The following is a 24,096-nucleotide window of genomic DNA, read 5'->3' on the forward strand; positions in this document are numbered from 1 at the left end:
GACTGCAGACAAAGCCGGGCGGATTGTCCCGGCCCGCCGCCCTAGCATCGGCTCCCTGATCATCCAGGGAGAACCCCATGTTCCATGCGCTGCGCCTGCCCCTGCTCGGCTGCCTGCTGGGCGGCACCGGCTGCCAGGCCCTGCCGGCCACCCCCGCACCGGATATCCGCCAGGGCGACTACAGCGAGCTGATCGTCTACCTGCAGGAACACATCCGCCAGCAAATGCAGGCCCATGACATTCCCGGCCTCGCTCTGGCGCTAGTGGACGACCAGCAGGTGATCTGGGCCCGAGGCTTCGGCTACGCCGACCGCGAGCGGCGCATCGCCGCCAGCGAATACACCGCCTTCCGCATCGGTTCGTTGTCCAAGCCGATCACCGCCAGCCTCGCCATGCAACTGCGCGAACGCGGCGCCCTGGACCTGGACGCCCCGCTGCAATCCAGCCTGCGCGAGTTCTACGTGCGCTCACGCTTCCATACGGACCAGGCGGCAGCCGACCGCGCTATCACACTGCGCCGCCTGCTCAGCCACCAATCGGGCCTACCGACCGACCGCCTCGAAGGCCAGGTCGCCAAGCTTCCGCTGCCCCTGGGCGAGTTGCCCGCACTGGCCAGCGGCACCTGGCTGAGCCACCAGCCCGGCACGCAAACCGTCTACTCCAATCTCGGCTACGCCCTGGTCGGCGCCGCAATCGAACGCACCAGCGGCTGTGAATTCGAAGCCTGCGCACAGAAATCGCTGCTGCAGCCACTGGGCATGCGCCACGCGAGCTTCCTCGGCAACAGCGGCCAGCAACCCTATCGCGCTCGCGGCTATATGAAGGGCAAGCCCTCGGCGGACCTCAACATCCGGGACCTCTCCGCCGGCAGCCTCTGGGCCAGCCCGGTGGACCTCAGCCACTTCGTGCAAATGGTCTTCGCCGACGGCCGCTACCAAGGCCGGCAAGTGCTGCAACCGGCCTCGATCCAGGAAATGCTGCACCCGCAGAATGTCGGCAACGCCCTGGACCTGGACTGCTCGATCGGCCTCGGTTGGTTCCTCGGTACCTATGGCGACGAGCTGGCGACACCCGGCCTGCGCGTCGTCGAGCACAGCGGCTCGACCGGTGACTTCAACGCCCAGATGACCTTGCTGCCGGAGCAGCGCCTGGGCGTGGTCATCCTCGCCAACTCCGACAGCGCCGCAGCCGTTACCAGCCAGCTCGCCAGCCTGTCGCTGCGCTTGCTGCTGCAAGCTCGTGACGGCAAGCCGGCAAGCCCGCCGGGACCGCCCCGCCGCACCAACCGGCAACGCCCCAGCCCACAGGACCGCCAACGCCTGGACGGTCGCTACGCCACCGGCAGCGGCCTGATCCATATTCGTAGCCAGGGCGAGCAGCTGTATGCAGAACTTTCCGGCCTCCGCGTCGAACTGCTGCGCGACGACGAAGGCTGGCTCCGCGCACGCAAGAAACTGCTCGGGCTATGGCCACTGGACCTGGGCGAGCTGGGCCACCTGCAGCTGGACGTCGTGACGCTACAGGGGCGCCAGGTGTTGGTCGGCCGCCAACATGCCCAGACGCTGTTCATCGGCGAACGCGTGGACGCCGTGCCCATTTCCCAGGAATGGGCCGACATGGTCGGCGACTACCGCATCGCCGGTGGCAAGGACGACGCCCTGAGCCTGAGCCTGCGCCTTGAAGACGGTTTCCTCCTGGCACGCGGCCGCTCCGCTGGCGAGCCTATCGGCGACTACATCCTCCATCCCCAGGACAGCGCCCACGCAACCCTCGCCGGCAGCGGGCGCGGCCTCGGCGACACCCTCAGCCTGCGCCCGGACGGTTTCGAAGCCCTCGGCTACCGCTTCGTGCGCACCGACAAAAAGCCCTAATCCCCCTTAACAAGGACGATTTCCATGCTTCGCCTGCATCCCACCCTGCTCTGCAGCGGCCTGCTGCTGATCTCCGCCCCGCTTCGCGCCGAGGACTGGCAGTACCAGCTCAGCGCCGGCCTGGCCAACCTGCCGCGCTACAGCGGCAGCGGCGAACGGATCACCACGCCACTGCTCGACGCCCGCCTGGAGATTCCCCAAGGATTCTTCCTCGGTATAAAGGACGGCCTCGGCTGGCAATACGCGCAAGATGGCTTCGGTTTCAGCCTGCACCTCGGCAGCAGTGATCGACGCAAGGACAGCCGCTCCCACTTCCATGGCTCCGACCGACTGGAGGGCATGGGCTCGATCAAGCAGCGCGGCCAACTCAGCATCGCCGCCAGCTATGACATCGGCCCGGTCACCCTGGGTGCCAGCCTCGAACATGCCCTGAAGAAAGACAGCGACCGCGACACCGGCTCGGCCTACAACCTGCTGGAGCTGAGCCTGGGCGGCACCCTCGCCGAAGGCGCCTACGGGCGGCTGGACGCCAGCCTCAGCAGTCGCTTCGGCGACGATGACTACCTGCGCACCTGGTACGGCGTCAGCCGTGCGCAAGCGTCACGCAGCCGCTTCGCTGCCCATGACACCGACGCTGGCCTGGTTTCCAGCGGTGCCGCTCTGAGCTGGACCTACCCCCTCAGTGCGAACATGGACTTGGTCACCGCACTGGATGTGCAGCGCCTGATGGGCGACGCCGCCGACAGTCCCCTGACGGAACGCCGCACCCAGGCCGCCCTCGCCACGCAGATCAACTACCGGTTCTGAACCCGCAAGAGAGCCTCCCGCAGCGCACGCGCCCAGGAAAGCCTTCTATAAGGAATAGGAATGAACAGACCGCCCTACCCGACCAGCATCCCTGCCCGATGCCTGCGGCCGGGCGGGCGGCGAGATTCGAGTAGAGCACAGCCCTCGGAGAACGACACTGCGGCGGGTTGGCGCATGAAGCGTGCCCTGAAACGAAAAAAGGCAGCCCCGAAGGAGCTGCCTTTTCTTTGTCGCTTCCAGATTCCCGCGAGGCTTGCCCCACGCCACCTGGCTGCGCGTATTACATGGTGCGGACGGAGAGACTCGAACTCTCACACCTTGCGGCGCCAGAACCTAAATCTGGTGTGTCTACCAATTCCACCACGTCCGCTTGCAACGCTTGAAACGAAAACGCCAGGCACTAGGCCTGGCGCTTTCTCGAATATGGGGTGGACGATGGGAATCGAACCCACGACACCAGGAGCCACAATCCTGTGCTCTACCAACTGAGCTACGCCCACCATATTACGTTTTGCTTGAGCCAAACTTGCCAAATTGGCACGCCCGGCAGGACTCGAACCTGCGACCATCCGCTTAGAAGGCGGATGCTCTATCCAGCTGAGCTACGGGCGCTTATTCATCTGCTAAACAGATTACTAAAAGCTTCGGCTTCAGCAGAAGCCTGTAGACTTCTACGTTTGCCGTCTTACCCAGCTAGTTGCTGTGCTCGACAAGCGGGGCGCATGTTATAGAGGCACCCCTACCTCGTCAACAGGATTTTTAAAAAAATTTAGAAAGATAAAGGGGTTACGGGAAAATGCTGACCAGCCGCCTTTGCCCAAAAGCCACGCCATGCGAGAATATGCGCCCTTTTTCGCCCCTTCCGATGGTTAATCACGCGACATGACCGCACAACTGATCGACGGCAAAACGATCGCCGCCCGCCTCCGCCAACAGATAGCCAAGCGCGTCGACGAGCGTCGCCAGCAAGGCCTGCGCATTCCCGGCCTGGCCGTCATCCTGGTTGGCAGCGATCCGGCCTCTCAGGTCTATGTCGCGCACAAGCGCAAGGACTGCGAGGAAGTCGGCTTCATCTCCGAGGCCCACGACCTGCCGGCCAACACCCGCCAGGAAGACCTGCTGGCGCTGATCGACCGCCTCAATGTCGACCCGACCATCGACGGCATCCTCGTGCAACTGCCGCTGCCGGCGCACCTGGACGCGTCCCTGCTGCTGGAGCGCATCAGCCCCGACAAGGACGTAGACGGCTTCCACCCCTACAACATCGGCCGCCTGGCCCAGCGCATGCCGCTGCTGCGCCCCTGCACGCCGAAAGGGATCATGACCCTGCTGGAAAGCACCGGGGCCGATCTCTACGGCATGGACGCGGTCGTCGTCGGCGCCTCCAACATCGTCGGCCGCCCCATGGCCCTCGAGCTGCTGCTTGCCGGCTGCACCGTCACCGTCACCCACCGCTTCACCAAGGACCTCGCCGGCCATGTCGGCCGTGCCGACCTGGTGGTCGTGGCCGCCGGCAAGCCGGGCCTGGTCAAGGGTGAGTGGATCAAGGAAGGCGCCATCGTCATCGACGTCGGCATCAACCGCCAGGAAGACGGCAAGCTGGTGGGCGACGTGGAATACGAACCGGCCCTGCAGCGCGCCAGCTGGATCACCCCGGTCCCGGGCGGCGTCGGCCCCATGACCCGTGCCTGCCTGCTGGAGAACACCCTCCACGCGGCGGAGACCCTGCACGACTGAGCAGCGGCGACCCCATGAAAAACGGCACCCTCGGGTGCCGTTTTCGTTTCAGCGAACAGGCCCGGAAATCCGTGACCTGTCGTCCAGCGTCATTTCTTCTGCCAGGACTTCACCAGTTCCTCGTAGTTCACGGTCTCGCCCTTCGGCTTCTCGTTGGCCAGCTTCGGCTTCGGTGCGCCCGGCTGGTCGAACCAGTACTGGGCGTCCCGCTCCTCGTTGAGCTTCGGCCCGCACTCACCCTGCACGCCAGAGCGCTCGATGCGCGCCATCATGGTGTCCTGCGCCTTGGCCAGGCCATCCAGGGCTTCCTGCGGGGTCTTCTCGCCGCTGGCGGCCTCGGCGATGAACTGCCACCACAGCTGCGCCAGGCGCGGGTAGTCCGGGACGTTGGTGCCGGTGGGCGACCACTGCAGGCGCGCCGGGCTGCGGTAGAACTCAACCAGCCCGCCGAGTTTCGGTGCCGCCTCGGTCATCGCCTGGGAGTTGATGTCCGATTCGCGGATCGGCGTCAGCCCCACCAGGGTCTTCTTCAGCGATACCGTCTTGGCGGTGACGAACTGCGCGTAGAGCCAGGCCGCCAGGCGCTGCTTCTCGGGGGTAGACTTGAGGAAGGTCCAGGAACCGGTGTCCTGGTAGCCCAGCTTCATGCCCTCTTCCCAGTACGGGCCCTTGGGCGACGGCGCCATGCGCCACTTCGGCGTGCCATCGGTATTGACCACCGGCAGGCCGGGCTTGGTCATGTCGGCGGTGAAGGCGGTGTACCAGAAGATCTGCTGGGCGATATTGCCCTGCGCAGGCACCGGGCCGGCCTCGGAGAAGGTCATGCCCTGGGCTTCCGGCGGCGCGTACTGGTGCAGCCAGTCGACGTACTTCTGGGTCGCATAGACCGCTGCCGGGCCGTTGGTGTCGCCACCCCGGGTGACGCTGGAACCCACCGGGCGGCAGCCGTCGACGCGAATGCCCCACTCGTCCACCGGCAGGCCGTTGGGCAGGCCCTTGTCGCCGCCGCCGGCCATGGAGAACCAGGCGTCGGTGAAGCGCCAGCCAAGGGACGGGTCCTTCTTGCCGTAGTCCATGTGGCCATAGACGCGCTTGCCGTCGATTTCCTTCACGTGCTTGCTGAAGAACTCGGCGATGTCCTCGTAGGCGGACCAGTTCACCGGCACGCCCAGCTCATAGCCGTAGATTTCCTTGAACTTGGCCTTCAGCTCGGGCTTCTCGAACCAGTCGGCGCGGAACCAGTACAGGTTGGCGAACTGCTGGTCGGGCAGCTGGTAGATCTTCTTGTCCGGGCCCGTAGTGAAGGAAATGCCGATGAAGTCGTTGAGGTCCAGGGTCGGCGAGGTCACGTCCTTGCCTTCGTTGGCCATCATGTCGGTGATCGAAACCGCCTTGCCGTAGCGGAAGTGGGTGCCGATCAGGTCCGAGTCGTTGACCCAGCCGTCATAGATGTTCTTGCCCGACTGCATCTGCGTCTGCAGCTTCTCGACCACGTCGCCTTCCTGCATCAGGTCGTGCTTGAGCTTGATGCCGGTGATCTCGCTGAAGGCCTTGGCCAGCACCTTGGCCTCGTACTCGTGGGTGGCGATGGTTTCCGAAGCGACGTTGATTTCCATGCCACGGAACGGCTCGGCGGCCTTGATGAACCACTTCAGCTCGGCCAGCTGCTGCTCCTTGCTCAGGGTCGAGGGCTGGAACTCCGCGTCGATCCACTTCTTCGCCGCATCCTCGTAGGCATCGGCCCAGGCCGCGCCACTCAATCCGGACAACGCCAGCAGGGCCGCTATCGCCATGCTATGTCGGGTCTTGTAATTGTTTTCGAACATAGACACCTCCTTGGGGATTTTGAACGGTCGCAACTAGCCGAAGCGCATCACGACCAACAACCACACGACGGATAGCGCCGAGGCTACCCACAGGTTCCAACTGGTCGCGCCTATCACCAGCAGGTGCAGGTAGGCGCTCCCGAGAAGCCCGATGAACAACCGGTCGCCACGGGTGGTGACGATCGGCAAGAAGCCCTTGCGCTCGACGCAGGGCGAACGCAGTTCCCAGATGCCCATCAGCAGCAGCACCAGGCCGATGCTGCCGAAGAACACCGCGGTGGGCAGGGTCCAGGCCATCCATTCCATAAGTCACCTCATACCCGGCCAAGGGCAAAGCCCTTGGCCACGTGGTTGCGCACGAACCAGATCACCAGCACGCCCGGCAGGATGGTCAACACCCCCGCCGCCGCCAGCACGCCCCAGTCGATGCCCGAAGCGGACACGGTGCGGGTCATCACCGCCACGATCGGCTTGGCGTCCACCGAGGTCAGGGTGCGCGCCAACAGCAGCTCGACCCAGGAGAACATGAAGCAGAAGAACGCCGTCACGCCGATGCCCGAGCCGATCAGCGGGATGAAGATCTTGGCGAAGAAGCGCGGGAAGCTGTAACCGTCGATATAGGCCGTCTCGTCGATCTCCTTCGGCACCCCCGACATGAAGCCCTCGAGGATCCACACCGCCAGCGGCACGTTGAACAGGCAATGGGCCAGGGCCACGGCGATATGGGTATCGAACAGGCCGATGGACGAGTACAGCTGGAAGAACGGCAGCAGGAACACCGCCGGCGGCGCCATGCGGTTGGTCAGCAGCCAGAAGAACAGGTGCTTGTCCCCGAGGAAGCGGTAGCGCGAGAAGGCGTAGGCCGCCGGCAACGCTACCGCCAGGGAGATCACCGTGTTCAGGCACACGTAGTAGAGCGAGTTGAGGTAGCCCTCGTACCAGCTCGGGTCGGTGAAGATCACCTGGTAGTTGCGCAGGGTGAACTCGTGGGGCCAGAGCGTCAGGCCGCCGAGTATCTCGGTGTTGCTCTTGAACGACATGTTCAGCAGCCAGTAGATGGGCACCAGCAGGAACAGGATGTAGGCGAGCAGCACCAGGGTTTTGCGTGGTGTCATGGGCGGCCTCAGCTCTTCGAGTCGTTATGGGTCATGGCCGTGTAGAACAGCCAGGACACCAGCAGGATGATGAGGAAGTACACCAGCGAGAACGCCGCCGCCGGCCCCAGGTCGAACTGCCCCACCGCCATCTTGGTCAGCGTCTGGCTGAGGAAGGTGGTGGCGTTGCCCGGCCCGCCGCCGGTGAGCACGAAGGGCTCGGTGTAGATCATGAAGCTGTCCATGAAGCGCAGCATCACGGCGATCAGCAACACGCTCTTCATCTTCGGCAGCTGGATGTGGCGGAACACCGCCCAGCCCGAGGCGCGGTCGATGCGCGCCGCCTGGTAATAGGCATTGGGGATGGCGCGCAGGCCCGAGTAGCACAGCAGCGCCACCAGCGAGGTCCAGTGCCACACGTCCATCACCAGCACCGTCACCCAGGCGTCCATGGTGTTGGAGGCGTAGTTGTAGCTGATGCCCAGCTTGCTCAGGGTCCAGCCCAGCAGGCCGATATCGGCGCGGCCGAAGATCTGCCAGATGGTGCCGATCACGTTCCACGGGATCAGCAGCGGAATGGCCATGACGATCAGGCTGGCCGAGGCCCAGCGCCCTTTGGTCGGCATGCACAGGGCGATGCCGATGCCCAGCGGGATCTCGATCAGCAGCACGCAGGCGGAGAAGATGAACTGGCGCAGCAGCGAATCGTGCAGGCGCGGGTCCTGCAGCACCTGCTTGTACCAATCGACACCGACGAAGGTGCGGGTGGAGGCATCGAAGATGTCCTGCACCGAATAGTTCACCACCGTCATCATCGGCAGGATGGCGCTGAAGGCCACCAGCAGGAACACCGGCAGCACCAGCCACCAGGCCTTGTTATTGACCACCTTGTCAGTCATGGCGCCACCTCCACCAGCAGGTCATCGGCGTAGAGCATCAACCACTGCGAGGGGAAGCCGATCCACGCCGTGCCCCGAGGCACCGTCTCGTCTTCCTGCAAGCGTGCCTTGAGGCGTTGCCCGTCCAGGTTCAGGGTGAGGATCTTGTAGGTGCCCAGGTCCTCGACATGGGTCACCTCGCCGGCCAGGGCATCGACGAAGGGCTCGTCGCTGACGTGCACGAACTCCGGGCGGATGCCCAGCTTCAGGCTGCTCCAGCCGCCCTTGGCCAGGTGCGCCGCCATGGCCGGGGCCAGGGGCACGCGGGTGTTGCCGAACACCAGCGCATCTCCCTCCGGGCGCACCTCGATGAGGTTCATTCCCGGGCTGCCGATGAAGAAGCCGACGAAGGTGTGCAGCGGCCGCTCGAACAGCTCGCGCGGGGTGCCGAACTGGACGATGCGGCCTTCGTACATCACCGCGATCTTGTCGGCGAAGGTCGAGGCCTCCAGCTGGTCATGGGTCACGTAGATCATGGTGATGTTGAACTGCTCGTGGATCTGCTTGAGCTTGCGCCGCAGCTTCCACTTCAGGTGCGGGTCGATCACCGTCAGCGGCTCGTCGAAGAGGATCGCCGACACGTCGTCGCGCACCAGCCCGCGGCCCATGGAGACCTTCTGCTTCTCGTCCGCCGTCAGGTTGCGCGCCTTGCGCTTGAGCAGATGATGCAGGTCGAGCACCTCGGCGATCTCGCTGACCTTGCTCAGCACCCGCGACTCCGGCAGGCCCTGGTTGCGCAGGGGGAAGGCCAGGTTGTCGAACACCGTCATGGTGTCGTAGACCACCGGGAACTGGAAAACCTGGGCGATGTTGCGTTCCTCCGGCGGCAGCAGGTTGACCTCGCGGGTGTCGAACAGCACCTGCCCTTCGGACGGGCTGAGCAGCCCGGAAATGATGTTCAGCAAGGTCGACTTGCCGCAGCCCGAAGGCCCCAGCAGCGCATAGGCGCCGCCCTGCTCCCAGACGTGATCCATCGCCAGGATGGCGTAGTCTTCCGGGCCCTTCGGCTGGCTGGCGTAGCTGTGGGCCAGGCTCTGCAGGCGTATCTCGGCCATGGGCGGCTCCTCAGGTACGACGGCTCGGCGCCAGGACCAGGCGGTCCTGGGCGTCGAAGACGAAGAGTTTGTGGGTGGGGATGTAGATGCGGATCGGCGCATCCACGTCGTACTCGTGCACGCCCTGCAGGTGCAGCACCAGGGCGAAATGCTCGCTGCGCACATGGAGGAAGGTCTCGGAGCCGCTGATCTCGGCCAGCTCCACCTTCACCGCCAGCTCCAGGTCATCGTCGTTGGAGGGCACCAGGCCGATATGGCCGGGGCGCACGCCGAAGCGGTAGGCGCCCTCGCCCAGTTCGCGCAGCTCGGTGGTCAGCGGGAAGTGGACGAAATCACGGAAGCTCACCTCGCCTTCGCTGATGCGCCCGTCCACCAGGTTGATCGGCGGCTCGGAGAACAGCTCGGCGGCCAGCACCTGCTGCGGCCGCTGGTACACCTCGGTGGTCGGCCCGCTCTGGATCACCCGGCCCTCGTGGAGGATGGTCACCGTACCGCCCAGGGCCAGCGCCTCGTTGGGCTCGGTGGTGGCGTACACGGCGATGCTGCGGCGGGTGCGGAACAGCTCGCGCATCTCCTGGCGCAGCTCCTCGCGCAGCTTGTAGTCGAGGTTCACCAGGGGCTCGTCGAACAGCACCAGGTCGGCGTCCTTGACCATCGCCCGGGCCATGGCCGTGCGTTGCTGCTGGCCGCCGGAAAGCTCCAGCGGGTGGCGCTGCAGGAACTTCTCGATGCGCAGCATCTGCGCCGTCTCGCGCACCTTGCGCTCGATCTCCTCACGGCCGACGCCGTTCTGCCGCAGCGGCGAAGCGATGTTCTCGAACACCGTGAGGTTGGGGTAGTTGATGAACTGCTGGTAGACCATCGACACGTTGCGGCGGCGCACCGGCACCCCGGTCACGTCGACGCCGTTGAGCAGGATGCGCCCGCTGCTGGGCTTGTCCAGCCCGGCCATCAGGCGCATCAGTGAGGTCTTGCCGGCCAGGGTCCGGCCGACCAGCACGTTGAAGGAACCCGGCTCGAAGCTCAGGCAGGCATCGTCTATGTAGACCTGATGGTCGACGACGCGGCAGACATGCTCCAGCGTTAACGACATGGCGTGTCCTTGTGGTTGTTCTCAGCCATTCGCGGCTCTGGGCCGCGCTACCACAAGGCGACTTCCGTGCCAGGAGCGCCAAAAACCCTCTATCCCATTGATTAAGCTGGTTTTTAGTGAAATTCGGCGCCGCGCACGAATGTTCACTTGAACAGTATTGAACATTCGAATGTGAACAACTGAACACTTCGAACGTTGACTTTGAACAGCCATGAACAACACTGCTCGGATCGCCGCAGAGCGAATGCCCCATAACAACAAGAACGCTGCGAGGCTCACATGGCCACCCCTGCCCAGGCGCCCGTACCGGCGCCGAACCACGATGCGATCGTCCGCGACTCGTGGAACCGCTGCCGCGACTTCGGCCTCACCCACCAGAGCCGACCGAGCTTCGGCGACGTCGCTGCGGGCGACGTCTCGGCGCTGCTGGAGAGCCGGCACTTCCTCGTGCAGACCACCCACCAGGAAGTCCTGCCCTACTACGAGAACATCCTCGCCAACTCCAACTGCCTGATCATGCTCGCCGACAACCAGGGCCAGCTGCTGCAGTCCTGGGGCGACCGCCGCTTCGTCGAGCCTTCCCAGGCCGCCGGATTCGTCGCCGGCGCCCTGTGGCAGGAGCGCACCACCGGAACCAACGCCATCGGCACCGCGCTGGCCTGCGGCCAGGCCGTGCACATCCAGCGCGACGAGCATTTCCTCAAGGCCAACCGCTTCATGACCGGCTCCGCCTCGCCGATCTTCGACGCCACGCGGCAGATGATCGGCGTGCTCGACGTCTCCAGCGACAGCTACCTGCCGCCCTCGCACACCCTGGGCATGGTCAAGATGATGAGCCAGTCGGTGGAGAACCGGCTGATCCTCGGGCGCTTCAAGGACGACTACTTCCAGCTCAGCTTCAACACCAGCCTGGACAACCTCGACAGCCAGTGGGCCGGGCTGCTGGTGTTCGACGAGGCCGGCCAGGTCGTCTCGGCCAACCGCCGCGCCGACTCGCTGCTGGGCATCGGCCTGTCGTGGATGAACATCGAAAGCCTGTTCGACCTGAGCCTGCCGCAGCTGCTGGCGCAGCCCGACAACCTGCCCTTCCCGCTGCGGGCCGCCGGCCGCTACCGCTTCCACGGCCGCCTGCTGCGCCCGCGCAAGCCGCGCATCGAGGCCCGTGACTTCCGCCCCGCCCCCGCGACCCCGAGCGAAACACCGGCCGACGAGCTGACCCTCGGCACCATCAGCCTGGGCGATGCCCGTGTCGACCGCGTGGTGCAGCAGGCGCAACGGCTGCTGGAAAAGGACATCCCCATCCTCATCCAGGGCGAAACCGGCGTCGGCAAGGAGGTGTTCGTCAAGGCCCTGCACCAGGCCAGCTCCCGCGCCGGCAAGGCGCTGGTGGCGGTGAACTGCGCGGCCATTCCCGCCGAGCTGGTGGAGTCGGAACTGTTCGGTTACGAAAAAGGCGCCTTCACCGGCGCCAACCAGAAGGGCAGCGTCGGCCTGATCCGCAAGGCCGACAAGGGCACCCTGTTCCTCGACGAGATCGGCGACATGCCCCTAAACGTCCAGGCCCGGCTGCTGCGGGTGCTGCAGGAGCGCAGCGTGCAGCCCCTCGGCGGCGGCGAACCCTACCCGGTGGATATCCGCCTGGTCTCGGCCACCAACCGCCCGCTGCGCCAGGATGTGGACGCCGGGCTGTTCCGCCAGGACCTCTACTACCGCGTCAGCGGCCTCAACCTCGAACTGCCGCCCCTGCGCGAACGCAGCGACCGTGGCGAGCTCTTCCGCCGCCTCTGGGAACAACACCGCGAGCCGCGCCAATGGGCCGGCTTCAGCAACGATGTGCACGAACTCTTCATGGCCCACCCCTGGCCCGGCAACCTGCGCCAGGCCGGCAGCGTGATCCAGATCGCCCTGGCCATGGCCGAGGAGCAGCCGATCCGCCGCGAGCACCTGCCGGACGACTTCTTCGCCGACCTGGAAGAAACACCGCCGCCCAGCCATAGCGCCGCGCCAACCCAGCCGACGGATGCCAGCCTCGCCGCCCAGCTGCAGGCCTGCGGCGGCAACATCTCCGACCTCGCGCGCCGCCTCAACCTCAGCCGCAACACGCTGTACAAGCGCCTGCGCGAACAGGGCCTGTACCCCGGCAGCTAGCGCAAGCCGCCCAACCCTGCAGCCTCAGGCGAAGCGCAGGGTCACGCGGCGGTTGTGGCGGCTCTTCTTCTCGATCTTGTCGCACACTACCCGGCCGATCTCGCGGGTGTTACGCACATGGGTGCCGCCACAGGGCTGGATGTCCACCCCGGGGATGTCCACCACCCGCACCAGGCCCTGCAGCACCGGCGGCGCCACCGCCTGGGTGCGGGTCATCTCCAGCACCGTGTTGTATTCGCTGGCCGGCAGCATGTGGGTGCGCACATCCAGCGCCCCCTCGATCAGCTCGTTCAGCGCGTGGGTCAGGTGCTCCTTGTCCAGGGTCGATTCCGGCAGGTCGAAATCCAGGCGGCCCTTGTCGGCCGCGATGCTGCAACCGGTGACGGGGGCATCGATGATCGAGCACAGCAGGTGCAGGCAGGTGTGCATCTTCATGTGCTGGAAGCGCCGCTCCCAATCCAGGCAGCCTTGCAGTTCGAGGCCGGCGGTGACAGGCACGGCGCCCTCCTCCAACTGGTGCCAGATCATCGAGCGCAGCAGCGGGTCGCGCTGGGTGCCGACCACCGCCACCACCGAACCGTCCGGCAACAGCAGGTGGCCCTGGTCCCCCGGCTGGCCGCCGCCGGTGGGGTAGAACAGCGTCTGGTCCAGCGCCACGCCCTGGTCACTCACCGCGAGCACGCGGGCCGTGAAGGTGCGCTGGTAGGGGGCTTCGTCGAACAGGGCGCGGGTGTGCATGGCGAATACGGACATTTCAGCCTCCGATGCTCAGGAAATAGGGTTGCAGCTGCGAGCGCACGAGTGCGCTGAGGCCAGGCGGGTCGAGCAGGGTGATGTCGTGGTCGGGGCCGATGATCCGCAGGTGCAGCGGGTAACGGGGCGCCGGCAGGGCCAGGCCGATGCTGCGCAGCCGGTACTGGCGGTGGTTGCGCTCGTGCACCGTGCATTCCAGGGCCATGCAGCCGAAGCGCCGGTGCTCGGCGTCCAGCACCAGCACCTCGCCGCTTTCCGGCAGCTCGCCCACCAGGTGCACCCGCTCGTTGAGGGCGAAGGCCCCCAGGTAGCCGCAGTTGGATGACATCGACGCGCGCTGCATCTGCAGCTGGTTGACGATGCTGACCTTGGTGTTGGCCGGTACGTCGCGGGTGATCACGCAGGCCGGGCTGATGAATACGTTGTCGCCGATGCTGATGGGCCCGAGGATGCGCGCCCCCGCGCCCACTTCCACATGATTGCCCAGGCGCGGGTGGCGCTTGCCGCCCGGGTTGTCGGCGATGCCCGAGGCGCCGAGGGTGACGCCACTGAGCAGGTAGCAGTCGTCGCCGATCTCGCAGGTCTGGCCGATCACGGTGCCGAAGCCATGGTCGAGCACGAAGCGCTTGCCGATGCGCGCCGCCGGGTGGATCTCGGCGCCGGACAGCAACTTGCCGGTGCTGGCCAGCTTGTGCGCCATGGCCTCGCGCCCGTCCACCACACCGTGGGTCCAGACCTGGTGCGCCAGGCGATGGAACAGCACCGCCTTGAAGGAGGCATAGGAGCCGAGCACCAGGTCGATGCGCCCGGCCGTGGCGGGGTCGCGCTGGGCATAGGCCTGAAGGTCGTCTGCCACCTGCTGCACGGCCACGTCCATGATGCCGTCCAGGTGGGGCATGAGCTGGTCCAGCTCGTTCGGCTTGAGTGCATGCACCAGTTGATCGAGCAGCTCGTCATAGAGCCGCAACCTGTCGAGATATCCCCACATCCTGTCGCCCTCCCCAGGCTCGTTATTCGAAATGCGGCAGGTAGCCGTCCACACCGTCGTAGATCAGGGTCAGTACCCGGCTGCCGCGCGGCAGCTCGCCGGCCAGGCTGGCGATGGCCACCAGATTGGCGGCCGAGGACAGCCCCAGGCTCACCGCGTCGCTACGCATGGTGCGGCGCACACGCTCCAGGCAATCCGCCTTGGCTACCTTGAGCATGCCGTCGAGCACTCCGAGGTTGAGGATGCTCGGCACCAGGCCGATGGACAGGCCCTGGATCTCGTGCGGCGCATGGCGATCGGCGAGCAGGTCGCACTGCTCCGGCTCGACGCCGAACACCCGCAGCGAGGGCCAGCGGGCCTTGAGCATCTCGCCCAGGCCGGTGATGTGGCCGCCGGTGCCGATGCCCGCCACCAGGCAATCGAGGGGGCGGTCGGCGAAGTCGCGGAGGATCTCCTGCGCGGTGCTGCGCCGGTGGGTCTCGGGGTTGGCGGCATTGCGCTGCTGGTTGAGCATCACGAAACCGGGGTTCTCCAGCTGCAGCTCCATGGCTTTCTCGCCATGGGAGTTGTTGCCAAGGCGGCTGTCAGAGAGCACCACCTCGGCACCGTAGAGGCGCAGCACCTTCTGTTTCTCGGGGCTGTAGTTGTCGGGGATCACCAGGACCACGCGGTAGCCGAGGATGTTGCCGGCGATGGCCAGGCCGATGCCGGTGTTGCCACCGCTGGGTTCGATGATGGTCTGCCCGCTGCCGGGCACGAGGATGCCCCGGGCCTCGGCGTCGCGGACCATGCCCAGGGCGATGCGTGCCTTGTGGCTGCCACCGGGGTTGAGCGACTCCAGCTTGGCGTACACCTCCAGCCCGGTCTCGGCGCTGAAGGCAGCCAGGCGTACCACGGGCGTCTCGCCAATGGCCTGGAGCAGGGATTCGTGGATCATCGCGCGCCTCCTCAGTACAGCGGCATGTCGGTGTCGACATCCCGCGCCCAGGCCTTGATGCCGCCCTGCAGCACCTGGATCTGGGTGAAGCCCGCTGCCAGCAGCAGCAGCGCCGCGCGTTCGGCACGGGTGCCGCCGTAGCAGACGATGCACAGCGGGCGCTGGCGATCCAGCTCGTCGAGGCGAGCGTCCAGCTCGCCCAGCGGCAGGTTGAGGCTGCCGGGCAGGCGACACACCTCCAGCTCGTTGGTTTCGCGCACGTCCAGCAGTTGCAGATCGGTGCCACAGGCCAGAAGCTGCTGCAGCTCCACCGCGGTGATGCGGAAATCCGCCGGTAGCGTGCTGGCCGCCGGGATGCTGGAAGAACAGGCCGAAACCTCCTCTTCCAGCGGCTGCATGCAGGTGCGGCCGGGCGAGCAGGACGGGCAGTTGGCGCGGCGCTTGAAGCGCACTTCGTTGAACTTCATCGCCAGGGCGTCGAAGCGCATCAGCCGGCCCACCAGGGGCTCGCCGATGCCGAGGACCAGCTTCACCGCCTCGGTGGCCTGGAGCAGCCCGACCACGCCGGGCAGCACGCCGATCACCCCGCCGGCGCTGCAGTTGGGTGCCAGCTCCGCCGGCGGGCTCTTGGGAAACAGGCAGCGGTAGCAGGGGCCGTCCTGATGGTTGAACACGCTGATCTGCCCGTCGAAGCGGTGCAGCGCGCCGTAAACCAGCGGCCGGCCCAGCAGCACACAGGCATCGTTGACCAGGTAGCGGGTGGCGAAGTTGTCGGTACCGTCCACCACCAGGTCGTAGTCGCCCACCAGCTTCAGGGCGTTATCCGGAGTCAGGGCGCAGTCGTGGGCATCGATGTGGATGTCCGGGTTGAGGTCCAGCAGGCGACGGCGCGCCGACTCGACCTTGGGCAGGCCGAGGGTGCTGGTGCCATGCACCACCTGGCGCTGCAGGTTGCTGGCCTCGACGCGGTCGAAATCCACCAGGCCCAGGGTGCCGATGCCGGCGGCGGCGAGGTACAGGCTCACCGGAGACCCCAGGCCGCCGGTGCCGATGATCAGCACCCGCGCCTTCTTCAGGCGCAACTGGCCCTGGCGGCCGACGTCCGGCAGGGTGATGTGGCGCACGTAGCGGCGCACCTCGTCGTTGCTCAGCTCATCGCTGTCCAGGCCCCCGGAGGTGGCGAGCATGATGTCCAGCTCGGCGCCTGCCTCCAGGCTGCTGTCGCCGTCCACAAGCTCGCCGTTGGCGCTGAGCAGGAAGTGCTCCTTGAACTGGTCGTTTCCATAGAACAGGTGGTCACGCAGCCCCGCGTGGCGGCTGCAGATATCCTCGACCAGCTCGCGCACCGTGGTGCCCTGCCCTTGCAGGCGGGCCTCCGGCAATTTGGCGACACGTGCCAGTACATCCGGGAAGATCACCGTATTCATAGCCAACTCCTTTTATGCAGGTCGTTATGGGGTGCCGGGGTATTCCCGGCTGCAGACAAAGGATTCCCCGCTCCACTCGAACAGCTTCGCGCCGTGGGCCCGTCCGGCCCGCACATCCACCACCAGGTGGGCGACGGGGTGGATCGGCTCGCCCATGAACAGCGCCTTGTCCTCGTCTTCGCGGCTGAAGTAGGCGCCGACGTCGGGGTGCGAGTGGTAGATGACCCGCACCGGGTTGTCGCCGCGCAGGCTGCGGTTGAGCAGCAGGGTGTCCGCCACCGCGAAGGTGAAGCCGGTGCTGGCGTCACGCCGGAACACCTCGGGGCTGCGCTGGTTGAGCAGGTTCTGGATGTTGCTGCCCAGGTGCACCTCGCCATCGGCGAAGACGAAACCGCAGCACTCCTCGGGGTAGGTCTCGCAGGCGTGGCGGTAGATCGGCTGCAGGGTGTCGCGATCGATCACGTCCATGTGGTCCTCGTTGTCAGGGCTTGCGCGTCAGGAGTTTTTCCACGGGCAGCTTGGTGATGGCGAAACCGGCGAGCAGGATCGCCGAGTACAGCGCCAGGTCGCGGGAGATGGCCTGCCCCTCGTACCAGGAGCCGATGACCACGGCGAACACCGGGAAGATGATGAAGACGAAGGAGAGGATCACCGGGCTCAGGCGCTTGAGCAGGAAGAAGTAGACGATGAAGCCGCCCACCGACGCGCACAGGCCCAGGTAGGTGAGCGCCAGCCAGGAGCGCGAGGTGACCTGGCTGAAGTCCGGCTGTTCCACCACCAGGCCGGCGAGGAACAGCATCGCCCCGGCCAGGCCGATGGGCAGCGTGTTGTAGGTGATGACGCTGATGCCCTCGCCCTTCTGCTTGGTGATCACGTAGCACAGCGCATGCATCACTGCGGCGGCGAGGATCGCCAGCACGCCGAGGAATTCGGCGTGGTCCAGGCGCAGGCCCTGGCTGCGCAGGATCATGAACAGGCTGCCGAAGCCGATGCCGATGCCCACCACCTGGGACAGGTAGATGCGCTCGCGCAGGAACAGCGACGAGAAGATCAGGATGAACACCGGCATGCAGCTGAACAGCAGTGCGGTGAGCCCCGAGGAGACATGCATCTCGCCGTAATTGAGCAGGTAGTAGGGAATGCTGAAATAGCTGAGGGTGACGAAGGCGAAGAAGCCCAGGCGCTCGCGGGGGAACAGGATCGAGTCGCCACGGACCAGGGCGAAGCAGATGAACAGCGGGAAGGCGATGAGGAAGCGCAGGCCCGAGGAAGTCAGGGGCGGCACGCTCTCCACGGCGATCTTGATGCCCAGCCAGGTGGTGCCCCAGCTCAGGCACACCACGAGAAACAGCAGGCTGGTGATGAATCCGGCCAACCAGTGCTTTTGCGATTTTCCGGTGTTTTCAATTACGGCGGACATTGGCATGATGGCAATTCATCCTTGCTGCTAAATTGACCTCTAAAACCTGGGTATCAATCACTGATTGACACAGCTCAATCAGGCTATTAGGACGAAAAATGGCTGTCAAACCAATTATTGACACGGTGTCAATTCTGAAATCAGCACTGGATTCCGGCCAGGGCGCGAAGTACAAGCGCCTCGCCGGAGCCATGGAAATCAGGATCCTCGAGGGCACCCTGGAAGGCGGCGCCAAGCTGCCGCCGCACCGCAACCTGGCCGACCGCCTGGGGGTGACCATCGGCACCGTCAGCCGCGCCTACGCCGAGCTGGAACGCATGGGGCTGGTGATAGCCCGCGTCGGCGACGGCACCTTCGTCCGCCGCCGGGGGCTGGAGCGCAAGCGCGACGAGGGCTTCCGCAACTTCATCGAAGAGGCGCCGGAGCTCTACGACATGAGCCGCAACATGCACATCCCCGGGCATGAAACGGCCTTCCTGGCGCAGAGCCTGCTGGACCTGGCCAACGACCCGCAGACCCTGCAGGACCTGACCCGCTACACGCCGGACATCGGCCTGCCGCGCTACCGCCAGGTGGGCGCGAACTGGCTGGCCCACGGCGACTTCCAGCCCCAGGCGGACCAGGTGCTGTGCGTCAACGGCGGCCAGCACGGGCTGCTCTGCACCCTGATGGGCCTGTTGCGGGCGGGGGATATCCTGGTCACCGAGCAGCTCACCTACCCGGGGCTGATCACCCTGGCACGGATGCTCGGCATCAAGCTGCTCGGCGCGGACATGGACGAGGAAGGGCTGGTCCCCGCCTCCCTCGACGAGATCTGCCGCAACAACCGGGTCACCGCGCTCTACTGCACGCCGACCATCCAGAACCCCACCACCGGCGTGCTCTCGCACCAGCGCCGCGACGCCATCGCGCGCCTGTGCCGCGAGCACAACTTGCTGATCATCGAAGACGAGGCCCACGCGGTGCTGGTGGAGGACCGCCCGCCGCCCCTGAGCCTCTACGCCCCGGAGCGCACCATCCTCATCAGCAGCCTGAGCAAGGCGGTGGCCGCCGGCCTGCGGGTGGGTTACCTGCACGCGCCGACGGCACTGGTCAGCCGCATCGCTGCGGCCCTGCGCGCCACCTGCTGGATGGCCACGCCCCTGGCGCTGGAGCTGTCGACGCTATGGATCGAGAACGGTACAGCGGAGAAGTTGCTGAGCCAGCAGATCCACGAAATCGGCCGACGCAAGGCATTGGTGGAACGGCTGCTGGACGGGCTCAACTACCGCACCCATCCGCAGAGTCCGCACTTCTGGATCGAAGTACCGGAAGCCTGGCGCGCCTCGGACATCGAGGCCGACCTGAAGCTGAAGAACTACCTGATCACCGCCGCCGAAGCCTTCGCCGTGGGCCGCGCCACGGTGCCGCAGTTCGTCCGCGCCAGCGTCAGCAACGCCTCCAGCAACGACCAACTGCTCTACGACGGCTTCCTCACCCTGGCCAGCACCCTGCGCGAGGAGGCCGACCGCTTCGGGCTATGAGCCGCAGGGCGGATCTTGGTTATTACTCGACACCACCCACGGGCTCAGCGCCAATGGCGCTGTTGCACCCGCTTGCCGTTGCCACCAGCGAGCAGGGCGAGGCCGAGGAACAGGCTTTCCACCACCCAGGCCAGCAACAGCGCGCAGATGATGCCCCAGGCCATCGCCTCGGGCACCAGCAGCACCTGGTAGCTGTAGGCGTTGGCGGTTTCCAGCAACAGATCGTGGTCGGCGCCCGTGGCCACGTGCCAGGTGCGCGCGTACCAGGCGCCCTGCATGGCCTCCCACTCGCGCTGCAACAGGGCGTCGCGGTTGACCAGGGTGGCCACGCTGTCGGCGTCGCTGCGCATCACCGGGTCGTTGCTGGCGCGGTAATGGGCCACCAATGCTGCGAGGTCGCCATCGAAGAAGCGCTGGGCGGTCTCGCGGAAGCCCTTGAGCCCGGTCTCAGCCTCCAGGCGATGGGCCTCGACGCGCTTGGCGTAGTCATCGACGAACCCGGGCACCTGCACGCCGATGAGCAGGCCCAGGGCGAACAGCGCCAGTCGCAGGTAGCTTCGCAGCATCGATATTCCCTCTCGTTGTTCAGGTCTGCCCGGAGGCCAGGCACTCGCCCCGCCGCCACAGGCTCCAGGCGCCGGGCTGGTAGAGCGTCCAGGTTTCGTTGTCGGTCAGCGGCTCGGTGGCGATCACCGTTACCACGTCATTGGGCGTGGTCTCGGACTGGAAGTCCACGGTCAGGTCCGCGTCTTTCAGTCGCGCCGGGCCGAAGGGCGCACGCCGGGTGATCTGCGCCAGCTTGGTGGTGCAGAAGCAGAACAGCCAATCGCCGTCACTGAGCAGGCAATTGAACACGCCCCGGCTGCGGTACTCGGAGCAGGCCTGCACCAGCACCGGCAGCAGCACCTCCACCGGCACCGGCTCGGGGAAGCCCTGGCGGACGCGGTTGAGCAGGTCGCAGAAGGCCGCCTCGCTGTCGGTGTCGCCCACCGCCCGGTAGAAGCTCGCGGCAGGATGGAAGTCGGCGAGCTGGCCGTTGTGGGCGAAGCACCAGTTGCGGCCCCACAGCTCGCGGACGAAGGGATGGGTGTTGGCCAGGCTGACCTTGCCGACGTTGGCCTGGCGGATGTGGCCGATCACCGTTTCGCTCTTGATCGGGTAGCGCTGCACCAGGCGCGCCACCTCGGAGTCGACGCTGGCCGAGGGGTCCTGGAACAGGCGCAGGCCACGGCCCTCGTAGAAGCCGATGCCCCAGCCGTCACGGTGCGGGCCGGTGCCGCCGCCGCGCTGCATCAGGCCGGTGAAGCTGAAGACGATATCGGTGGGCACATTGGCGCTCATGCCGAGCAATTCGCACATGGTTCAGGGCTCTCGTTTCAATGCCTGTCGCAGTTGTTCGGCTTCCCGCTCCAGGCGCGCCTGGATGCGGGCACGGCCAAAGGGCAGGAAGCGGGTGAGGATACGCCACAGCAGCGCGGGCAGGTCACCCCGTTGCCGGGGAATCAGGTGCAAGTGCAGATGGGGCACGTGCTGGTTGGAGTCCGGGCCATCGTTGATCAGCAGGTTGATGCCCTGGCGACCGTAGCCCGCACCGCGCAAGGCCTCGCCCACGCGCAGGGCCTGCTCCACCAGGCGCTGGCGCGCCGGGGTGCCGAGGTCGGCGAGGAACGGCGCGTGCTCACGGGCCACCACCAGCACATGGGCCGGGCGCAGGGGGAAGATGTCCAGCAGCACCAGGAAGTGTTCGTCCTCGTGCAGCAGGTGGGCCGGCAACCTGCCGGCGGCGATGGCGCAGAACACACAATCCATGGGTATTCCTCGTAACCGGCGCGGCGCGCTGCCTGGTGTCAGAGACGCGGTTCGATGCGCAGGCGGCGGTCGCCACGGTCGTCGAGACGGGTGTCCACGCGGCCGGTGGATTCACGCTCCATCAGTTGGCGCAGGGTCGGCTCCTCTTCTTCCTCGTCCGCGACCGCCGGCCTCTCGCGCTCGGCGCGACGGGCGCGGATGGCGCGCTCGATGGGCCAGCGGATGGCGACGAAGATGAGGTAGAGCACCAGGCCGATCATGCCGTACATGGCCAGGTCGGAAACCGCCTTCCAGGCGTTGTTGCCCACCTTGAACACGATGTCCAGCGCGGTCACCGCCACGGCCGGCGCGTAGAGGTCGCGGCCGGGGTCCACCGGGGTCGGGGTCAGCAGCAGCACGGCGACTATCAGGCGCAGGGGTTCGCGCAGCCAGCGCCACATCCAGCCGGTGGCGCGGAAGCTCACCAGCAGGCAGCCCAAGGCCGCGACGCCATAGGCGCCCCAGGCGAGGAGATAGTCGTGTTCGTTCATGGGCTTCCATGGCAAGGCGGGCAAAGGGGCGCTTATGATAGCGACTTTTCCGAAGCCCGGCGTCCCCGCCGTCGCCCGGCCCGCAACGCCTTGCCGTGAGAACCGCCATGTCCGAAGCCCCCATCGCCCGCATCCAGGCCGGAGCCGATCCCTACCGCTGGCTGGAGGAACGCGACGCACCCGAGGTGCTCGACTACCTCAAGGCGGAGAACGCCTGGCTCGACCAGCACCTGGCCGCCGAAGCGCCGCTGCGCGAGGCGCTGTTCGAGGAAATCCGCGGGCGCATCCGCGAGACCGACCTGTCCCTCGCCACGCCCTGGGGCCCCTACCTCTATTACCAGCGCACCACCGCCGGCGACGAATACCCGCGCCATTACCGCTGCGCACGTCCAGCCGAAGGCTTCGAGGTGGACGAGGCGACCGAGCAACTGCTGCTCGACCCGAACGCCCTGGCCGAGGGCGGCTTCCTTTCCCTCGGCGCCTTCAGCGTCAGCCCCGACCACCGCCTGCTGGCTTACAGCCTGGACACCAGCGGCGACGAGATCTACCGCCTCTACGTCAAGAACCTGGTCGACGGCGCCATCAGCGCCCTGCCCTTCGACGACTGCGACGGCAGCATGACCTGGGCCAACGACAGCCGCACCCTGTTCTTCGGCGAGCTGGACGATACCCATCGCCCGCACCGCCTCTACCGCCACCGCCTGGGCGAGGCCGACGCCGAGCTGGTGTTCGAGGAGGCCGACGGCCGCTTCTTCCTCGGCTGCCACCGCGCCAGCTCCGAGCGCCAACTGGTGCTGATGCTGGGCAGCAAGACCACCAGCGAGAGCTGGGTGCTGGACGCCGACACCCCCGACGGCGACTTCCGCTGCCTGGCCCCGCGCGAGGAAGGCCACGAGTACTACGCCGACCACGGCCAGGTGGACGGCCAGTGGTGCTGGCTGATCCGCAGCAACCAGACCGGCATCAACTTCGCCCTCTACCAGGCCCCCGAGGCGACGCCCGAGCGCGCCCACTGGCACGAGCTGATCGGCCACAACCCCGACTGCATGCTCGAAGGCGTGGGCATGAACGCCGAAGCCTTTACCCTCAGCCTGCGCGAAGGCGGCCTGCCGATCATCCAGGTGCACCCCCGTGGCGCCGCGCCCTACCGTGTGCAACTGCCGGACGCCGCCTACAGCCTCTACGTGCAGGACAGCATGGAGTTCCACAGCCCGGCCATCCGCCTGCGCTACGAAGCCCTCTCCCGCCCGGCCCAGGTCCGCGAGCTGCGCCTGGCCGATGGCGAGCAGCGGGTACTCAAGCAAACCCCGGTGGAAGGCCCCTTCGACGCCGACGCCTACGTCAGCCAGCGCCTCTGGGCCACCGCCGCCGACGGCACCCGCGTGCCCATCAGCCTGGTCGCCCGCCGCGACGTGCTGGGCCAACCCGCGCCGCTCTACCTCTACGGCTACGGTGCCTACGGCGAAAGCCTCGACCCCTGGTTCTCCCACGCCCGCCTGAGCCTGCTGGAGCGCGGCTTCGTCTTCGCCATCGCCCACGTGCGCGGCGGCGGCGAGTTGGGCGAGGCCTGGTACCGCGCCGGCAAGCTGGAGCACAAGGCCAACAGCTTCAGCGACTTCATCGCCTGCGCCGAACACCTGATCGGCGAAGGCCTGACGAGCCGCGAGCAACTGGTGATCAGCGGCGGCAGCGCCGGCGGCCTGCTCATGGGCGCCGTGCTCAACCAGCGCCCCGACCTGTTCGCCGCCGCCATCGCCGAAGTGCCCTTCGTCGACGTGTTCAACACCATGCAGAACCCCGACCTGCCGCTGACCGTCACCGAGTACGACGAGTGGGGCGACCCGAACGAGCCCGAGGTGTTCGAGCGCATCCGCAGCTACGCGCCCTACGAAAACGTGCGCGCCCAGGCCTATCCGGCGCTGCTGGTGGTGGCCGGCTACAACGACTCGCGGGTGCAGTACTGGGAGGCCGCCAAGTGGGTGGCCAAGCTGCGCGCCACTCGCACCGACGACAACCTGCTGCTGCTCAAGACCGACCTCGGCGCCGGCCACGGCGGCATGAGCGGCCGCTACCAGGCGCTGCGCGACGTCGCCCTGGAATACGCCTTCCTGCTCAAGGTGCTGGGGCTCACTGGCTGATG

The 24,096-nt window shown here is 66.5% G+C and carries 20 protein-coding genes, 3 tRNA genes and 1 pseudogene; 6 read left to right on the forward strand and 18 right to left on the reverse strand.

Annotation, left to right across the window (positions count from 1 at the left end; translation table 11 throughout):
- The first annotated feature begins 77 nt into the window (after positions 1-77).
- Positions 78-1,871 carry a serine hydrolase domain-containing protein gene (locus PI990_RS21890; protein WP_271658460.1) on the forward strand — a complete coding sequence of 598 codons (1,794 nt, stop codon included), beginning with the start codon at positions 78-80 and terminating at the stop codon, positions 1,869-1,871.
- Positions 1,872-1,895: 24 nt separating this feature from the next.
- Positions 1,896-2,678, forward strand: coding sequence for a MipA/OmpV family protein (locus tag PI990_RS21895; RefSeq protein ID WP_271658461.1), 783 nt, complete (start codon positions 1,896-1,898; stop codon positions 2,676-2,678).
- 285 nt (positions 2,679-2,963) lie between these two features.
- Here PI990_RS21895 and PI990_RS21900 read toward each other — a convergent pair.
- From PI990_RS21900 to PI990_RS21910, 3 genes are all read right to left on the reverse strand, one after another.
- Positions 2,964-3,048 (reverse strand) — tRNA-Leu (locus PI990_RS21900).
- Between the two features lie 54 nt (positions 3,049-3,102).
- Positions 3,103-3,178, reverse strand: a tRNA-His gene (locus PI990_RS21905).
- Between the two features lie 35 nt (positions 3,179-3,213).
- Positions 3,214-3,290: transfer RNA gene (locus tag PI990_RS21910), tRNA-Arg, on the reverse strand.
- Between the two features lie 270 nt (positions 3,291-3,560).
- Here PI990_RS21910 and folD point away from each other — a divergent pair.
- Positions 3,561-4,415, forward strand: coding sequence for a bifunctional methylenetetrahydrofolate dehydrogenase/methenyltetrahydrofolate cyclohydrolase FolD (gene folD, locus PI990_RS21915; RefSeq protein WP_021220497.1), 855 nt, complete (start codon positions 3,561-3,563; stop codon positions 4,413-4,415).
- A gap of 89 nt (positions 4,416-4,504) precedes the next feature.
- On the opposite strand, the gene PI990_RS21920 is transcribed toward folD, so the two are convergent.
- Genes PI990_RS21920 through PI990_RS21945 form a run of 6 tightly spaced genes read right to left on the reverse strand, consistent with a single transcriptional unit; the run spans position 4,505 to position 10,421 of the window.
- Entirely contained in the window at positions 4,505-6,241 is a 1,737-nt protein-coding gene (locus tag PI990_RS21920; RefSeq protein ID WP_271658462.1) for an ABC transporter substrate-binding protein, read from the reverse strand.
- A 33-nt stretch (positions 6,242-6,274) separates the two neighbouring features.
- Positions 6,275-6,547 (reverse strand): DUF2160 domain-containing protein, encoded by a 273-nt coding sequence (locus PI990_RS21925; RefSeq protein ID WP_021220495.1) that lies wholly within the window; start codon positions 6,545-6,547, stop codon positions 6,275-6,277.
- A gap of 8 nt (positions 6,548-6,555) precedes the next feature.
- Positions 6,556-7,356, reverse strand: a complete 801-nt coding sequence (locus PI990_RS21930) for a carbohydrate ABC transporter permease (RefSeq protein WP_043243335.1) — start codon at positions 7,354-7,356, stop codon at positions 6,556-6,558.
- 8 nt (positions 7,357-7,364) lie between these two features.
- Positions 7,365-8,234, reverse strand: coding sequence for a carbohydrate ABC transporter permease (locus tag PI990_RS21935; protein WP_021220493.1), 870 nt, complete (start codon positions 8,232-8,234; stop codon positions 7,365-7,367).
- On the reverse strand, positions 8,231-9,328 hold the full coding sequence (locus PI990_RS21940; protein WP_021220492.1) for an ABC transporter ATP-binding protein: 1,098 nt from the start codon (positions 9,326-9,328) through the stop codon (positions 8,231-8,233). The genes PI990_RS21935 and PI990_RS21940 overlap by 4 nt, the downstream gene beginning before the upstream one ends.
- A 10-nt stretch (positions 9,329-9,338) precedes the next feature.
- Positions 9,339-10,421: an ABC transporter ATP-binding protein gene (locus PI990_RS21945; RefSeq protein WP_021220491.1), complete on the reverse strand. Its 1,083-nt coding sequence runs from the start codon at positions 10,419-10,421 to the stop codon at positions 9,339-9,341.
- A gap of 279 nt (positions 10,422-10,700) precedes the next feature.
- Between PI990_RS21945 and PI990_RS21950 the strand changes: the two genes are divergently transcribed.
- Positions 10,701-12,569 (forward strand): sigma-54-dependent Fis family transcriptional regulator, encoded by a 1,869-nt coding sequence (locus PI990_RS21950; protein WP_271658463.1) that lies wholly within the window; start codon positions 10,701-10,703, stop codon positions 12,567-12,569.
- 24 nt (positions 12,570-12,593) lie between these two features.
- On the opposite strand, the gene PI990_RS21955 is transcribed toward PI990_RS21950, so the two are convergent.
- From PI990_RS21955 to PI990_RS21975, 5 genes and pseudogenes are all read right to left on the reverse strand, one after another.
- A complete protein-coding gene (locus PI990_RS21955) occupies positions 12,594-13,322 on the reverse strand; it encodes an alanyl-tRNA editing protein (protein WP_021220489.1) in 729 nt (242 codons plus the stop codon).
- A gap of 1 nt (position 13,323) precedes the next feature.
- Positions 13,324-14,310: a serine O-acetyltransferase gene (locus tag PI990_RS21960; RefSeq protein WP_184487997.1), complete on the reverse strand. Its 987-nt coding sequence runs from the start codon at positions 14,308-14,310 to the stop codon at positions 13,324-13,326.
- 22 nt (positions 14,311-14,332) lie between these two features.
- The gene (locus PI990_RS21965) at positions 14,333-15,247 is read right to left on the reverse strand and encodes a PLP-dependent cysteine synthase family protein (RefSeq protein WP_043246101.1); all 915 of its coding nucleotides are present in this window, start codon (positions 15,245-15,247) and stop codon (positions 14,333-14,335) included.
- Between the two features lie 11 nt (positions 15,248-15,258).
- A pseudogene (moeB, locus tag PI990_RS21970) lies at positions 15,259-17,142 on the reverse strand (molybdopterin-synthase adenylyltransferase MoeB).
- Between the two features lie 13 nt (positions 17,143-17,155).
- Positions 17,156-18,094, reverse strand: coding sequence for a DMT family transporter (locus PI990_RS21975; RefSeq protein WP_021220484.1), 939 nt, complete (start codon positions 18,092-18,094; stop codon positions 17,156-17,158).
- A 98-nt stretch (positions 18,095-18,192) separates the two neighbouring features.
- Between PI990_RS21975 and PI990_RS21980 the strand changes: the two genes are divergently transcribed.
- A complete protein-coding gene (locus tag PI990_RS21980; protein ID WP_031288127.1) occupies positions 18,193-19,617 on the forward strand; it encodes an aminotransferase-like domain-containing protein in 1,425 nt (474 codons plus the stop codon).
- 44 nt (positions 19,618-19,661) lie between these two features.
- Here the strand turns inward: PI990_RS21980 and PI990_RS21985 are convergent, their stop codons facing one another.
- The 4 genes from PI990_RS21985 to PI990_RS22000 are packed head-to-tail and all read right to left on the reverse strand — an operon-like array spanning position 19,662 to position 21,956.
- Positions 19,662-20,183, reverse strand: a complete 522-nt coding sequence (locus PI990_RS21985; protein WP_271658464.1) for a DUF2937 family protein — start codon at positions 20,181-20,183, stop codon at positions 19,662-19,664.
- A 19-nt stretch (positions 20,184-20,202) separates the two neighbouring features.
- Positions 20,203-20,976 carry a class II glutamine amidotransferase gene (locus tag PI990_RS21990; protein ID WP_021220481.1) on the reverse strand — a complete coding sequence of 258 codons (774 nt, stop codon included), beginning with the start codon at positions 20,974-20,976 and terminating at the stop codon, positions 20,203-20,205.
- Between the two features lie 3 nt (positions 20,977-20,979).
- A complete protein-coding gene (locus PI990_RS21995; protein ID WP_271658465.1) occupies positions 20,980-21,426 on the reverse strand; it encodes an HIT family protein in 447 nt (148 codons plus the stop codon).
- Positions 21,427-21,464: 38 nt separating this feature from the next.
- Positions 21,465-21,956 (reverse strand): MFS transporter, encoded by a 492-nt coding sequence (locus PI990_RS22000; RefSeq protein WP_184487993.1) that lies wholly within the window; start codon positions 21,954-21,956, stop codon positions 21,465-21,467.
- Positions 21,957-22,063: 107 nt separating this feature from the next.
- Between PI990_RS22000 and PI990_RS22005 the strand changes: the two genes are divergently transcribed.
- Complete coding sequence (locus PI990_RS22005; RefSeq protein ID WP_271658466.1) at positions 22,064-24,094, forward strand: S9 family peptidase; 2,031 nt, start codon at positions 22,064-22,066, stop codon at positions 24,092-24,094.
- Positions 24,095-24,096 lie beyond the last annotated feature (2 nt).

Source organism: Pseudomonas sp. TUM22785 (assembly GCF_028198105.1).
GTDB classification, from domain to species: domain Bacteria; phylum Pseudomonadota; class Gammaproteobacteria; order Pseudomonadales; family Pseudomonadaceae; genus Metapseudomonas; species Metapseudomonas solani.